Annotated in this window: 16 protein-coding genes and 1 tRNA gene; 13 read left to right on the top strand and 4 right to left on the bottom strand. The window is 66.0% G+C overall.

What is annotated here, in order from left to right; all coding sequences use genetic code 11:
* Positions 1 to 17: 17 nt before the first annotated feature.
* The 3 genes from VIF40_RS00145 to VIF40_RS00135 all read left to right on the top strand — a co-directional run bounded on the left by VIF40_RS00145 (position 18) and on the right by VIF40_RS00135 (position 1,084).
* Positions 18 to 197, top strand: a complete 180-nt coding sequence (locus tag VIF40_RS00145; RefSeq protein ID WP_331935484.1) for a hypothetical protein — start codon at positions 18 to 20, stop codon at positions 195 to 197.
* Positions 198 to 234: 37 nt separating this feature from the next.
* Positions 235 to 669 (top strand): hypothetical protein, encoded by a 435-nt coding sequence (locus VIF40_RS00140; protein ID WP_331935483.1) that lies wholly within the window; start codon positions 235 to 237, stop codon positions 667 to 669.
* A gap of 100 nt (positions 670 to 769) precedes the next feature.
* Positions 770 to 1,084, top strand: coding sequence for a zinc ribbon domain-containing protein YjdM (locus VIF40_RS00135; RefSeq protein WP_414684728.1), 315 nt, complete (start codon positions 770 to 772; stop codon positions 1,082 to 1,084).
* Between the two features lie 21 nt (positions 1,085 to 1,105).
* On the opposite strand, the gene VIF40_RS00130 is transcribed toward VIF40_RS00135, so the two are convergent.
* Positions 1,106 to 1,624, bottom strand: coding sequence for a YqhA family protein (locus tag VIF40_RS00130; RefSeq protein WP_331935481.1), 519 nt, complete (start codon positions 1,622 to 1,624; stop codon positions 1,106 to 1,108).
* 443 nt (positions 1,625 to 2,067) lie between these two features.
* Here VIF40_RS00130 and VIF40_RS00125 point away from each other — a divergent pair, with 443 nt between their 5' ends.
* The 10 genes from VIF40_RS00125 (at position 2,068) to kdsA (ending at position 12,648) form a co-directional block, all read left to right on the top strand.
* Complete coding sequence (locus VIF40_RS00125) at positions 2,068 to 3,840, top strand: acetolactate synthase 3 large subunit (RefSeq protein WP_331935480.1); 1,773 nt, start codon at positions 2,068 to 2,070, stop codon at positions 3,838 to 3,840.
* Positions 3,841 to 3,930: 90 nt separating this feature from the next.
* Positions 3,931 to 4,482, top strand: a complete 552-nt coding sequence (gene ilvN, locus VIF40_RS00120; protein ID WP_331935479.1) for an acetolactate synthase small subunit — start codon at positions 3,931 to 3,933, stop codon at positions 4,480 to 4,482.
* Positions 4,483 to 4,689: 207 nt separating this feature from the next.
* Positions 4,690 to 5,709 carry a ketol-acid reductoisomerase gene (gene ilvC, locus VIF40_RS00115; RefSeq protein WP_331935478.1) on the top strand — a complete coding sequence of 340 codons (1,020 nt, stop codon included), beginning with the start codon at positions 4,690 to 4,692 and terminating at the stop codon, positions 5,707 to 5,709.
* A gap of 102 nt (positions 5,710 to 5,811) precedes the next feature.
* Entirely contained in the window at positions 5,812 to 6,270 is a 459-nt protein-coding gene (locus VIF40_RS00110; RefSeq protein WP_331935477.1) for a nuclear transport factor 2 family protein, read from the top strand.
* A gap of 131 nt (positions 6,271 to 6,401) precedes the next feature.
* Entirely contained in the window at positions 6,402 to 6,863 is a 462-nt protein-coding gene (locus tag VIF40_RS00105) for a nuclear transport factor 2 family protein (protein ID WP_331935476.1), read from the top strand.
* An 18-nt stretch (positions 6,864 to 6,881) separates the two neighbouring features.
* Positions 6,882 to 7,787, top strand: a complete 906-nt coding sequence (locus VIF40_RS00100) for a PhzF family phenazine biosynthesis protein (protein ID WP_331935475.1) — start codon at positions 6,882 to 6,884, stop codon at positions 7,785 to 7,787.
* On the top strand, positions 7,784 to 8,527 hold the full coding sequence (locus tag VIF40_RS00095; RefSeq protein WP_331935474.1) for an NUDIX hydrolase: 744 nt from the start codon (positions 7,784 to 7,786) through the stop codon (positions 8,525 to 8,527). Before VIF40_RS00100 ends, VIF40_RS00095 begins: the two co-directional genes overlap by 4 nt.
* 47 nt (positions 8,528 to 8,574) lie before the next feature.
* A complete protein-coding gene (aroB, locus tag VIF40_RS00090) occupies positions 8,575 to 10,398 on the top strand; it encodes a 3-dehydroquinate synthase (protein ID WP_331935473.1) in 1,824 nt (607 codons plus the stop codon).
* Between the two features lie 17 nt (positions 10,399 to 10,415).
* The gene (locus VIF40_RS00085; RefSeq protein WP_331935472.1) at positions 10,416 to 11,723 is read left to right on the top strand and encodes an HlyC/CorC family transporter; all 1,308 of its coding nucleotides are present in this window, start codon (positions 10,416 to 10,418) and stop codon (positions 11,721 to 11,723) included.
* 70 nt (positions 11,724 to 11,793) lie between these two features.
* On the top strand, positions 11,794 to 12,648 hold the full coding sequence (kdsA, locus tag VIF40_RS00080; RefSeq protein WP_331935471.1) for a 3-deoxy-8-phosphooctulonate synthase: 855 nt from the start codon (positions 11,794 to 11,796) through the stop codon (positions 12,646 to 12,648).
* Between the two features lie 6 nt (positions 12,649 to 12,654).
* Here the strand turns inward: kdsA and queF are convergent, their stop codons facing one another.
* From queF to VIF40_RS00065, 3 genes are all read right to left on the bottom strand, one after another.
* The gene (gene queF / locus VIF40_RS00075) at positions 12,655 to 13,116 is read right to left on the bottom strand and encodes a preQ(1) synthase (RefSeq protein ID WP_331935470.1); all 462 of its coding nucleotides are present in this window, start codon (positions 13,114 to 13,116) and stop codon (positions 12,655 to 12,657) included.
* Between the two features lie 195 nt (positions 13,117 to 13,311).
* Positions 13,312 to 13,902 (bottom strand): DUF2939 domain-containing protein, encoded by a 591-nt coding sequence (locus VIF40_RS00070; RefSeq protein ID WP_331935469.1) that lies wholly within the window; start codon positions 13,900 to 13,902, stop codon positions 13,312 to 13,314.
* Positions 13,903 to 14,074: 172 nt separating this feature from the next.
* Positions 14,075 to 14,159: transfer RNA gene (locus VIF40_RS00065), tRNA-Leu, on the bottom strand.
* Positions 14,160 to 14,325 lie beyond the last annotated feature (166 nt).

The following is a 14,325-nucleotide window of genomic DNA, read 5'->3' as shown; positions in this document are numbered from 1 at the left end:
CAGCCGGAGGGCCGGTCATGAACGCTTTTAGTCGCAATATGCTGCTCGCGCTCGGCGTCGCCGGGCTCGGCTATTTCCTGTGGTCGATGTTCGTGGCCAGCCGCTATCAGGCTCTGTGCGAGATTTCCTATTGGTCCGCGACCGAGGCGCAGCTGCGCGCCTGCGACGACAGGATCGCGACGCTGCCGAAAAATTGACGAGGCCGCGCCGCGCGCGCATGTCGGAAATGATCGAATGACCGTCAGATTTTACGGCGTCGCCGCGGTCTCGCTCTTTCTCATGGCGCGCGCGCCGCTTGCGCTCGCGACAGAGATCCATCTCGATTGCGGGCGATCCAGTCGGACGGTCGCGGTCGATATCGACACCGAGCGGCGCTTCGTGCAGCTTATCTGGGAGGAAGGCGTCGCCGAGGAATTTCGGGACGGCGAGTCCTATGTCTCCGGTTCGAGCGGCTCCAGCGAAGCGCAAAAGGTCACTTATGCGGTCAGCGTCGACCAGAAAGCCGTGACCTTCGGCCAGGATCGCGTCTGCGCCGCCGCTGGCGGCAAATGTCGCGACCAACATGTCCGCAACCTGCTCGACATCGCCTCCGGCACGCTGAAATATGACGATGGCGGCGTCATCGCCGTGCTGAAATGCGCCCCCGCGCCGCCCGGACGTCGATTCTAGCCCCCGCGCGCAACGCTCGAGGTCGCCCTTGCGCCGAGGCGGCGCGGTCGCCTAAGAGAGCGCATCCGTTGCGCCGGCTCTCCTGCGCTTCGGCGTTCCAATGAAAGAGGTTCGCGTGGCCGACGACGAAGACTATGTCTATGACGAAGCGAGCGGCGAATGGGTTCCGGCGTCGCAGCTCGCCGCCGCGGCGGCGCAGGCGAAAGTCGTGAAGGATTCGGCCGGCAATGTGCTCGCCGACGGCGACTCCGTCATCCTCATCAAGGATCTGAAGGTGAAGGGCGCCAATCAGACGCTGAAGCAGGGCACGGTGATCCGCTCCATCCGCCTCACCGACGATCCCGAGGAGATCGACTGCCGCCACGACAGCATCAAGGGCCTGGTGCTGCGAACGGAATTCGTGAAGAAGCGCTGAGCCGGTCGTCCGGCTCCGCTCTCAATGCTCTTGCTCGTCGTGGTTTTTCCCATGGCCGCCGGCGAGGCGCTCCGACAGAGCGAAGGCCAGGGTGGAGACGACGAAGGTCATGTGAATGCCGAGGTAGAAATACAGCTCCCGGTCATTCGTATGCGGCACGTCCATGAAGGCTTCGAGCAGCTTGATCGCGGAGATGGCGACGATCGTCGACAGGAGCTTCAGCTTCAGCTCGGAGAAATCGATCGCCCCCATCCAGTCCGGCCAGCCGGGCTGGGCGGCCGTGTCGACCTTGGCGACGAAATTCTCATAGACCGAGAGCATGACCGTCACCACCAGCGCGCCGGTGAGCGTCATGTCGATGAGATCGAGCACCAGCAGCGTCATATTGGATTCGGTGGCGGTGACGAGATGCGCCGTCGCCTCGACGAGATGAACGCCGGCTTTGTAGAGCAGCTCGAGCAGACCCACCGCCAGCATGACGAGGAAGGGCGCCAGCAGCCAGCGCGACAGGAACAGGAAGGATTCGAAAAAACGCTTCATCTCAGACTCGTTCTGGTGGGGAGCGGCGCAGGCGTACACGAATTCGCCCCGCCGGCCAAGCTCCCGCGGCGGAGAGGTCCGCGCCGCGCCCGACAGCCCGGGATTGCACGCGGAATCGCCTTGACCCCTGCGGTCGTCTCCCGTAACGTCTGGACCAGATTTCGACTGGGAGCGGGCCGTGAAGGGCATTCTTCTCGTAGGCAAGGCGCTGGAGACGGAACGGGTCTGAACCCGATTTTCCGCCGCTAGCGCTTATCCGGGGCCCTCTTGGGGGCCTTTTTTATTGCCTGCGTGGCGTCCGCCCGCCATCGTAGAGCGCTTCCTGCCGAAGTGGACGACGGTTCGGCGCCGGAAGCGCGTCAAAACAAAAGCCTGTAGTTTTTCCCTGCTTCCCTGAAACAGGAAAAGACTGCAGAGGTCGCAGAAACCGGAGCTCGGAAAATATGGCGAAGCAAATGACCGGAGCGGAAATGGTCGTCGAAGCCCTGAAGGATCAGGGCGTCGAAGTTCTTTTCGGCTATCCCGGCGGCGCCGTGCTTCCGATCTACGATGCGCTTTTCCATCAGGAGAAGGTGCGCCACATTCTCGTGCGTCACGAGCAGGGCGCCGCCCATGCGGCCGAGGGCTACGCCCGCTCGTCCGGCAAGCCGGGCGTGCTGCTGGTGACATCGGGCCCCGGCGCCACCAACACCATCACCGGCCTCACCGACGCGCTGATGGATTCCATTCCGCTCGTCTGCATCACCGGCCAGGTGCCGACGCATCTCATCGGCTCCGACGCCTTTCAGGAATGCGACACGGTCGGCATCACCCGCCACTGCACCAAGCATAATTATCTGGTGAAGAGCGTCGACGATCTGCCGCGCATCTTGCACGAGGCTTTTTACGTCGCCTCCAACGGGCGGCCGGGCCCCGTCGTCATCGACATTCCCAAGGATGTGCAATTCTCGACCGGGACCTACACGGGCCCGCGCAATGTGCATCACAAGACCTATCGGCCCAAGCTCGACGCCGACATCGACGTGATCCGCCACGCGGTGAAGATGATGGCCTCCGCCAAGCGGCCGATCTTCTACACCGGCGGCGGCGTCATCAATTCCGGCCCGGCGGCCTCGACGCTGCTGCGTGAGCTGGTCTCGCTCACCGGCTTTCCGATCACCTCGACGCTGATGGGCCTCGGCGCCTATCCGGGCTCCGGGCCGGGATGGCTCGGAATGCTCGGCATGCATGGCACTTTCGAGGCCAACAACGCCATGCACGATTGCGATCTGATGATCGCCGTCGGCTCGCGTTTCGACGATCGCATCACCGGAAGGCTCGACGCTTTCTCGCCGGGCTCCAAGAAAATCCACATCGATATCGATCGCTCCTCGATCAACAAGAATGTGAAGGTCGATCTGCCGATCGTCGGCGATTGCGGCCATGTGCTGGAGAGCCTGGTGCGCGTCTGGCGCGCCGAGGCGATGCACGCCGACAAGCAGCCGCTCGACGCCTGGTGGAAGAAGATCGACGAGTGGCGCGACCGCAAGTCGCTGGCCTTCCGCAATTCCGAAACGGTCATCAAGCCGCAATACGCCGTGCAGCGGCTCTATGCGCTGACCAAGGATCGCGATCCCTACATCACCACCGAGGTCGGCCAGCATCAGATGTGGGCCGCGCAGCATTATCATTTCGACGAGCCCAATCGCTGGATGACCTCCGGCGGGCTCGGCACCATGGGCTATGGCCTGCCGGCGGCGATCGGCGCGCAGCTCGCGCATCCCAAATCGCTCGTCGTCGACATCGCCGGCGAGGCGTCGATCCTGATGAACATTCAGGAGATGTCGACGGCGATCCAATATCGGCTGCCGGTCAAGATCTTCATCCTGAACAACGAATATATGGGCATGGTGCGCCAGTGGCAGGAGCTGCTGCACGGCGGGCGCTACTCGCACTCCTATTCGGAGGCGCTGCCCGATTTCGTGAAGCTGGCGGAGGCTTTCGGCGCCAAGGGCATACGCTGCTCCGACCCGGCCGATCTCGATCGCGCGATCCAAGAGATGATCGACCATGACGGGCCGGTGATCTTCGATTGTCTGGTCGAGAAAAACGAGAATTGCTTCCCGATGATCCCCTCGGGCAAGGCGCATAACGACATGCTGCTCGCCGATCTCTCGGACGATGCGGGCGTGGAGCTCGGCTCGATCATCGACGAGAAGGGCAAGATGCTCGTGTGAGACGCGTGAGATCGTGAGCAGGGAGCGGCCGGAAGCGCCGCTCATTCTGCTCACTGCTCACGGCTCGCCACTCACTCGCGGAAACCGCTCATGAACGCACCCCTCTCCCCGCCCTCGCCCTATTCCTCGCCGACGACGCGCTCCAATGTGGAGACGCATACGCTCGCCGTGCTGGTCGACAATGAGCCGGGCGTGCTGGCGCGCGTCGTCGGCCTGTTCTCCGGGCGCGGCTATAATATCGAGAGCCTGACCGTCGCCGAGGTGGCGCATGGCGAGCATCTTTCGCGCATCACCGTCGTCACCTCCGGCACGCCGGAGACGATCGAGCAGATCCAGCATCAGCTCGAGCGGCTGGTGCCGGTTCACAAGGTCACCGATCTCACCGTCTCCGCCCGCTCGCTGGAGCGCGAGCTGGCCATGGTGAAGGTCAAGGGCAAGGGCGAGGAGCGCAATGCGGCGCTCCAGCTCGCCGAGGCGTTCCGGGCGCGGGTCGTCGACGCCACGACGGAGAGCTTCATCTTCGAGCTGACGGGAAAGCCCAATAAAATCGACGAATTCGTCGATCTGATGCGCCCGATCGGCCTCGTCGAGGTCTCGCGCACGGGAGTGGCGGCCATCTCGCGCGGGCCGGACCCGATCTGACCGCGCAAATCCTTAATTTTTGACCTTCGCGCAACGGACGCGTAGAAAGGTCGACGAAATGCGCCGTTATCTCGCAAGTCTTCCCGAGATGGCGGAAAAGCCGCGTAAAATCAATCAGGAAAGACGACCCGCCGGCGCCGACTGGCGGTTGAAGAACTTCTGAAGACAAGCGACGGCGGCTGTCGTCCTGCGGGGGAAAGCGAGAATATGCGCGTCTATTACGATCGGGATGCCGACATCAATCTGATCAAGGGCAAGAAGGTCGCGGTGGTCGGCTATGGCAGCCAGGGCCACGCCCATGTCCTGAACCTCAAGGATTCCGGCGTCGGCGAGGTCGCGGTCGCGCTGCGCAAGGGCTCCGCCTCCGCCAAGAAGGCCGAGGGCGCCGGCGTCAAGGTGATGGAGGTGGCCGAGGCCGCCAAATGGGCCGATGTCGTCATGATGCTGACGCCGGACGAGCTGCAGGGCGAGATCTACGCCGCCGAGCTCGAGCCCAATCTGAAGCCCGGCGCGGCGCTGTTCTTCGCCCATGGCCTCAACATCCACTTCAACCTCATCGAGCCGCGCAAGGATCTCGACGTCATCATGGTCGCGCCCAAGGGCCCGGGCCATACGGTGCGCGGCGAATATCTGAAGGGCGGCGGCGTCCCCTGCCTCATCGCCGTGCATCAGAACGCCTCCGGCAATGCGCTCGAGCTCGGCCTCTCCTACGCCTCGGCGATCGGCGGCGGCCGCGCGGGCGTCATCGAGACCAGCTTCCGCGAGGAATGCGAGACCGATCTCTTCGGCGAGCAGGTCGTGCTCTGCGGCGGCCTCGTCGAGCTGATCCGCAATGGCTTCGAGACGCTGGTCGAGGCCGGCTACGCGCCGGAAATGGCCTATTTCGAGTGTCTGCACGAGGTGAAGCTGATCGTCGACCTCATCTATGAGGGCGGCATCGCCAATATGAACTACTCGGTCTCCAACACGGCCGAATATGGCGAATATGTCACCGGCCCGCGCATCGTCACCAAGGACACCAAGGCGGAGATGAAGCGCGTCCTGGAGGACATCCAGTCCGGCAAGTTCACCCGCGACTGGATGCTCGAGAACAAGGTCAGCCAGACCTCGTTCAAGGCCACCCGCACGCGCAACGCCGCTCATCCGATCGAGGAGGTCGGCGCGCGGCTGCGCGCCATGATGCCCTGGATCGGCAAGAACCGGCTGGTCGACAAGGACCGCAACTAGTCGAAGCGTTCGAGAGAGGGGACGATCCCGAAGATCAGCTCGGATCGAACGCATCGTCGAAAAGGAGCGGCGGGGCGGCCGCCCTCGCGACGAGGAAGGGCGATGCAGCCGAAAATCGACGAACCCGACGAGGAGCATCGTCGCGAATTGAGACGCAATGTCTTCGAGATCACGCGCCTGCGCATGGCGGGCAAGATCGACGAGATGATGCGCTATTTCGCGCCCGATGTCGTCGTGCGTTATCACGGCACCAAGGAGGGCTTGTTCCTCCCTGGCGTCCTCCATGGACGCGACGCGTTCCGCGAGAATATCCGGCTGACCGACGTCAATTACGAGCCGCTCGGCGGCGAGGTGCTGGACATTCTCGTCGACGGGCCGAAATCGACGGTCAGATGGCGCAACTCCTGGCGCCATCGCAATTTCGGCTATACGGCCACGCTGGACATGGCGCATTTCTTGTACTGGCGGGACGGAAAAGTCGTCGAGATGTTCGAATATCTCGATTATCACGGCTGGGGACGCTCCGCCGCGGAGGCTCTGATCGAACGGGACGAGCCCTAGAGCGTTTCCAGCCCGAAATGGTCGCCGGTTCGGCGTTGCAGACGCGTCGAAGCAAACGCATAGAATCGTTTCTCGCTTCCCTGAAGCACGAAAAGATTCTAGCCCCGATAAACCGCGGATCGAGGCGTTGCATGACGAATTGCGAAGATTTTTTCTCGCGCCCTCCCGCAGGACTCGATCGCGAGGAGATTCTCCGCCGCGTCGAGCTGCTCGCCGCGCAGCCCGCCGATGACGGCGATTTCAGCGTGGTTCGGGATTTCTGCGCGCAGGACGTCGTCTGCGAATTCGTCGGCGACAAATCCCGCATCCCCTATGCCGGCCGCCATTTCGGCGTCGGCGCGCTGCTCCACATATTGCGCGCGATCAACATCGACTTCGCCCAGTCGGAGCCGCAGATCGACGACGTCATCATCGACGGCGGCCGCGTCGCGGTCCGGCGCAGCGTGCGCTGGCGCCACCGCGGCACCGGCCTCGAGGGCCGCGTCGATCTCGCCGATTTCGTGCGTTTCGAGAACGGCCTCATCGCCGAATTGATCGAGTTCCGCGACTCGATCACCATTCTATCCATTCAGGGCGATCCGCCCTGGCCCTAGCCGAGCCGCGTCCGTCCCATGCGATTGCGCTTTTTCACACTCGACGTGTTCACGACGCGTCGCTTCGCCGGCAATCCGCTCGCCGTCGTGCTCGGCGCGGACGGGCTCGATTGCGCGACGATGCAGGCGATCGCCCGCGAGTTCAATCTGAGCGAGACCGTCTTCGTGCTGGAGCCGCGCGATTCCGTGAACACGGCGCGCCTGCGCATCTTCACGCCGGGCGTCGAGCTGCCCTTCGCCGGCCATCCGACCGTCGGAGCCGCGGCGCTGCTGGCGACGCAGCGCGCGCCCGAGATGCTGACGCGCCATGGCGTCGTCATCGCCCTGGAGGAAGAGATCGGCCTCGTCCGCTGCGAGGTGGTGCGGGACGCCTCCGGCGCCGTTCTGGCCCGTTTCGACGCGCCGCGCCTGCCCGTCCGCGGCGCGCCGGCGCCTCACGCCGCGCCGCTGGCGCAGGCTCTCGGCCTCGAAGCGGAGGAGATCGGCTTTGGCCGCCACATCCCGTCGAGCTTCTCCGCCGGGGTGGAGCTGGTTTTCGTTCCGGTCCGCTCGCGCGCAGCGCTGGATCGCGCGCGGCCGGACCCTGCCGCCTTCCCCGCCCTGCTCGGCGAGCGCATCGGCGCCTATCTCTACACGAGCGAGACGGTCGAGCCGTCGAGCGCGGTCTGCGCCAGAATGTTCGCCAATGGCGTCGGCATCGGCGAGGACCCGGCGACGGGCGCGGCCGCGGCGGCCTTCGCCGGCGTCGCCCACGCCTTCGAGGCGCCCGAGGACGGCGAGCACGAATTCGTCATCGAGCAAGGCTACGCCATGGGCCGCCCCTCGCGCATCATTCTCGGCTCGCGGATCGAAGCCGGCCGGCTCGTCGCGGTCACAGTGGCGGGACATGCGGTCCTGATTCAGCGTGGGGACCTCGACTTATGAGCGACGCGTTCGAGATCGCCACCGTCTCCGCCCTGCATTGCGTCCTCGAGCCGCATGATTGGGCCTTCGACCGGCAGCGCGGCGCGGAGATCGACGCCCATTGGGCGGCGCGGCGGGCCGAGATTCCCGCGCTCTTCGACGGGCCGGTGCTGCTCGCCCATGGCGTCTCGCGCGGGAACGCGCGGGAGAGCGCGACAGAGAACGCCACGGAGAACGCGACGCTCGGCGTCAAATTCTTCGCGACGCGCTTCTCCCGCTTCCTCGCCTGGCGGGATTTCGGCTTTCCGGACGCCTCCGTCTATAATTGCTTCTCCATGCCGGCGCTGCGTTCGGCCGACGGCGCCTTTCTGCTCGGCGAGATGGGGGCGGATCATTCCGCCGCCGGCGCGATCTATTTTCCGGCCGGAACGCCGGACCCGAGCGATCTGCGCGGCGGCCTCGTCGATCTCGAGGCCAATCTGCTGCGCGAGCTGGAAGAAGAGACCGGCGTCACGCCGCAGGAGGTTCGGCTTTCGCCGGACTGGACCATCGTCTTCGCCGGGCCGCGCGTCGCCTGCATGCGAATCGCTCAATCGCCGCTCGCCGCCGCCGAGCTGGAAGCCCGCGTGACGGCCCGCATCGCCACGCAAAAAAAGCCCGAGCTGGCGGGCGTGCGCATGGCGGCGCGGCGCGCCGACCTCGCCGAGCCGCGCATGCTGGGCTTCATCCGCCGTTTTCTCGAGCCGCTGCTCCCCGAATGAGCAAATCGGGGCTGAATTTCCTGCGAACGCAGTGTAGATTGCTCGGCATGAGCAAAGTGCAAGCGATCGGCGGGCAAATGATCGGCGGTCATTCGACCGGCGATCCCGCGGCGCGGCCGGGCGGCCAGACGCCGCCCGAGGATGGCGCGCGCGCCATTCGCGGCGCTCTGCTCGGCCGCTCGCTCGTGCTCGTCGGCATGATGGGCTCCGGCAAGACCTCGATCGGCCAGCGCCTGGCGCAGCGGCTCGGCCTGCCGTTCAAGGACGCCGACGCCGAGATCGTCGCCGCCGCGGCGGGCATGCCGATCCCCGATATTTTCGCCAAATATGGCGAGGCGCATTTCCGCGATTGCGAGCGCCGCGTCATCGCCCGCCTGCTGGCCGGCGAGCCCTGCGTGCTGGCGACCGGCGGCGGCGCCTTCATGGACGAGACCACACGCAGCCGCGTGAAGGAGCGCGGCGTCTCGCTGTGGTTCGACGCCGCCCATGACGTTCTGCTGCGCCGCGTGCGGCGGAAAGGCGACCGTCCGCTGCTGCAGACCAGCGATCCCGCCGCCGTGCTGCGCCGGCTGATGGACGAGCGCTATCCCGTCTACCGCCAGGCCGATATCGCCGTGCTCTCCCGCGACGTTCCCCATGAGGCGATGGTCGAGGAGACGGTGACGGCGCTGCTCGCCTGGGCCGTAGGCGCACCGGAAAGCGCGACGACACAAGGATTTACCAGATTCATGACGTCACGAACGCCGCCCGCCCCCGTCGAGTCGCAGACTGTCGAGGTGGGGCTCGGCGAGCGCGCCTATGACATCATCATCGGCGCCGGCCTTTTGGAGCAGACGGGCGAGCATCTCGCGCGCATCGCGCCGGGCGCGGCCTGCGCCATCGTCACCGACGCCAATGTCGCGCGGCTGCAGCTCCCCGTGCTGCGCCACAGCCTCGAGAAAGCCGGGATTCGCACGACGTCGATCATCGTCGAGCCGGGCGAAGGCTCGAAATCCTTCCCCGTCTTCCAGCGCGTCTGCGAGGAGATTCTCGAAGCGCGCATCGAGCGCCGCGACATTGTGCTGGCGCTCGGCGGCGGGGTCGTCGGCGATCTCACCGGCTTCGCGGCGGCGAGCGTGCGGCGCGGCTCGCGCTTCGTGCAGGTTCCGACGACGCTGCTGGCGCAGGTCGACTCCTCCGTCGGCGGCAAGACCGGCATCAACACGCCGCAGGGCAAGAATCTCGTCGGCGCCTTCTACCAGCCCTCGCTGGTGCTGGCCGATGTCGACGCTCTGGCGACGCTGCCGCTGCGCGAGTTCCGCGCCGGCTACGCCGAGGTCGTCAAATACGGCCTCATCGACGACGCCTTCTTCTTCGAATGGCTGGAGAACAACGCCTCCGCCGTTTTCGCCGACCGCGCCGCGCGCGTCGAGGCGATCTCGGTGAGCTGCCGCTCCAAGGCCAAGATCGTCGCCCGCGACGAGACCGAGCAGGGCGACCGCGCTCTGCTCAATCTCGGCCATACTTTCGGCCATGCGCTGGAGCGGCTCGTGCATTACGACAGCGAGCGCCTCGTCCATGGCGAGGGCGTCGCCATCGGCCTCGTCTCGGCCTTTCGCTTCTCGGCGCGGCTCGGCCTCTGCAGCCTGCAGGACGCCGAGCGCGTCGGCCGCCATCTGGCGCGCGTCGGCCTGCCGACTCGCATCCGCGATATTCCCGGCTGGCGCGACGACGCCGACGCCATGCTCGACGCCATGTTCCAGGACAAGAAGGTCGAGAGGGGCGCGCTCACCTTCATCCTGGCGCGCGGGATCGGACGGTCCTTCGTCGCCAAGGGCATCGAGGTCGATGCGGTGCGCAGCTTCCTCAAGGACGAAATCGCCCGCGAGTAGGCGCGAATAGGGACATCATGCACGGCGGCGTCGAAACGGGCCTCGAGAAGGTCGACATATGGGTGGCGGCCTTCGTGGTCGTGCTGTGCGTTCTGCTGTCCGCCTTCTTCTCCGCGTCGGAGACGGCGCTCACCGCCGCCTCGCACGCCCATATGCATGCGCTGGAGAAAGAGGGCGACCGTCGCGCCGCGCTGGTCAACCGGCTGCTGGGCCAGCGCAATCGCATGATCGCGGCGCTGCTGCTCGGCTCGACGCTGGTCAATATCGGCGGCTCGGCCTTCACCACCAGCGTGCTCGTCTATCTGACCGGCGAGAGCGGCGCCGTCTACGCCACCATCCTCATGACCGTGCTGCTGCTGGTCTTCGCCGAGGTTCTGCCGAAGACGGTGGCGATCAACCATCCCGACCGCCTGTCGCTGCGCGTCGCCCGCGTCATAACCCTGTTCGTCGCCATTTTCGGCCCGCTGCTCATCGGCGTCGAGGCCTTCGTGCGCGGCGTGCTGAAGCTCGCCGGCGTCGAGATCGGCCACGGCCGCACGCTGCTCTCGCCCTATGACGAGCTCAAGAGCGCCGTCGACATCATGCATGAGGAAGGCACCGTCGAGCGCAATTGGCGCGACATGTTCGGCGGCGTGCTCGATCTGCAGATTCTGCATGTCGCCGATGTGATGATCCACCGCACCAAAATGCGCACGATAGACGCCGACCTGCCGCCCGAGCAGATCGTGCGCGAGGTGCTGGCCTCGCCCTTCACGCGCATGCCCTTGTGGCGCGACGAGCCGGATAATTTCATCGGCGTCATCCACTCCAAGGATCTGTTGCGCGCGCTCGATGCGGCGGGAGCGGATTTCTCCAAGCTCAGCGTCGACGACGTCGCGCTCGAGCCCTGGTTCGTGCCGGAATCGACGACGCTCGAGGATCAGCTCGAGGCCTTCCTCAAGCGCAAGACGCATTTCGCGCTCGTCGTCGACGAATATGGCGAGGTGATGGGCCTCGTCACGCTCGAGGACATATTGGAGGAGATCGTCGGCGACATTCGCGACGAGCATGATCTCGCCATGCAGGGCGTGCGCCCGCAGGAGGACGGCTCGGTGCTGGTCGACGGCGCGGTGCCGGTGCGCGACCTCAACCGTGTCATGGAGTGGAGCCTGCCGGACGAGGAGGCGACGACGATCGCCGGCCTCGTCATCCACGAGGCGGCGGCCATTCCGGAGGCGGGCCAAGTATTCAACTTCCACGGCTTTCGCTTCGAGGTGCTGCGCAAGATGCGCAATCGCATCACCGTGCTGAAAGTCACGCCGACCGAGGCCAAGGAGTCCGATTGACGCGCCGAGATGATCGGGTGACGCTTCCCTCGTGCTTCGCGCTCGCGGATGCGAGTGATAGGCTTGCGCAATGCCCACAGATTTCTCCACGGTCACCATCGGCGCGCCTCGGCGCGTGACCTTCGGCAATGGGCTGCCGCTCGCGCTCATCGCCGGCCCCTGCGCGCTGGAGAGCCGCGCGCAGGGCCTGGAGATCGCGCAGGCGCTGGCCGCGCTCGCCGAGCGGCTGCAAATCGGCGTCGTGTTCAAAGCCTCTTTCGACAAGGCCAATCGCAGCTCGGGCGCCTCGGGGCGCGGCCTCGGCCTTGCCGCCTCGCTGCCGATCTTCGCCGAGATCAAGGAGCGCTTCGGACTGCCCCTCCTCACCGACGTGCATGAGACCGCGCAATGCGCGCCTGTGGCGGAAGTGGCGGATATTCTGCAAATCCCCGCCTTCCTCTGCCGGCAGACCGATCTGCTCGCGGCGGCGGCGCGGACGGGGCGCATCGTCAATGTGAAGAAGGGCCAGTTCCTCGCGCCCTGGGACATGCGCCACGCCATCGACAAGCTGCGCGCCGAGGGCGCCGCCGGCGCGCTGGCGACCGAGCGCGGAACCAGCTTCGGCTATAATGCGCTGGTCTCCGACATGCGCGCGCTGCCCATTCTGGCGGAGACGACCGGCGTTCCAGTCATTTTCGACGCCACCCATTCGGTGCAGCAGCCGGGCGGGCTCGGCGCGGCCTCCGGCGGCGAGCGGCGCTTCGTCCCGGTGCTGGCGCGGGCGGCGGCAGCGGTTGGCGTCGCCGGCCTCTTCATCGAGACGCATCCAGACCCGGACAGCGCCGTCTCCGACGGTCCGAACATGATCCCGCTGCGCGATCTGCCGGCGCTGATCGAGGCGCTGCTGCCCTTCGATCGGCTGGCGAAGGCGCTCGCGTCGCGATAGCGCGCGTCAGCCCCGCCCGCGATAGGGCGTCACGCCCTGGTCCGGCAGCCAGAGGCCGGCGGGCGGCGCGCCCGTCTGCCAGAAGACGTCGATCGGAATGCCGCCGCGCGGATACCAATAGCCGCCGATGCGCAGCCAGCGCGGCGTCATCGCCGCCACGAGATCCTTGGCGATGCGAAGCGTGCAATCCTCGTGGAAGGCGCCGTGATTGCGATAGCTGCCGAGATAGAGCTTCAGCGACTTCGATTCGACGAGCCATTCCATCGGCGCATAATCGATGACGATATGCGCGAAATCCGGCTGGCCGGTCACCGGGCACAGCGAGGTGAATTCCGGCGCGGCGAAGCGGACGAGATAGATCTCGCCCGGATGCGGATTGGCGACGAGGTCGAGCTCGGCCTCGTCGGGCGATCGGGGCAGCGCCGATTTCTGCCCGAGAAGAGCGGCGCCCTTGTGCGTCTTCGTCATGCGGAAAGCTCTTAACCCGACGCGCGCGCGCGTCAATCGGGAATGAGGTCCGAGCGAAAGCGCCGCGCGAGGCTGGACGAGAAGCCGCCGAGCCAGCCGCCGAGGAAATTGCCGACGAACATGGTCAAGAACCAGGGATGAGATCGGCGAGCCCGCGCGGATGGCCGAGCAATTCGGCGCTTCGCGCAGAGCCGGTCACAGGCGCTCGCCTCCTGCATCCGGCCGCAGGAGCTTTTTCAGAAGATCCGGCGGGATGCGAATATCGGCGACTTTCCACGTCCAATCCGAGAGGGCGAAGACGATCGCGACGCCGTCCTTATGGGTGATGCGAAACCGCGTCGGCGACAGAATCTCGAAGCGATGCGCGAAGCGACGCAGATCGAGCTCCCGGGGCTCTTGTCCGTCGCCAGCCGCCGCCGGCCCCTGACCGGACGACGCCGCGGTCGCGCGCCGCGCCAGCAGGGCGCCGATGGCCGCAGGCGAGACGAAACGGTCGACCGCCGTATCGATGAGCGCCGGGCCGATGGCCGCCAGCAGACCGGCGCCGAGCCGTACGCCGGGACTGCGATTCTTGTCGGCGCCGTCCAGCGCGCGCGACATGACGATGGTCGCCAGCTGCTCCTTGATCGAGCCGCGCACGGCGGGAAAATCGACATGGTCCGAAATAGCGACGGCGTCGCCCGCCTTCACGCCCGCCTCGAGCTGGCGCAACGAGAGAAAGGCGTAGCCCGCGTAGAGAAGCGCGAGAGCGAGAAGGGCGACAAAGGCGATAAGGGCGCGTCGCATGATGTTTCCCCGAAAACCGCGTCGAAGGCGACGACGCGGCGACCTGGCGGTTCTCGTCCATCCGGGAACGATCTGGCAAGTCGGCGCGCCAGGGGGCACAGGTCGATCGCCGCGGGGCAGGTCGATCGCCGCGAGCGCTCGGGATCGATGAAGACACTCTGCGAGAGTGCGTTGGTGCCCAGGAGAGGACTCGAACCTCCACGGCTTTCACCACTGGTACCTGAAACCAGCGCGTCTACCAATTCCGCCACCTGGGCAACGCGGCTCTCTTACGAGGCCGACGCTCCGCTTGTCAATGGCGCTCGTCATGCTTCGGTCACGCTCGCGCGGCGCATTCCCTTTCCGGCCAAATCGCGCTAGAGCATCCGCCCGAAACGGAGCGATTTATTTTCGAGCGCTCCGACTATTCGACCGAATCGGCGT

Source organism: Methylosinus sp. (assembly GCF_036560965.1).
Classification (GTDB): Bacteria; Pseudomonadota; Alphaproteobacteria; order Rhizobiales; family Beijerinckiaceae; genus Methylosinus.
Note: the sequence above shows the minus strand (reverse complement) of the source record. Positions and strands in the feature narration are given on the sequence as shown.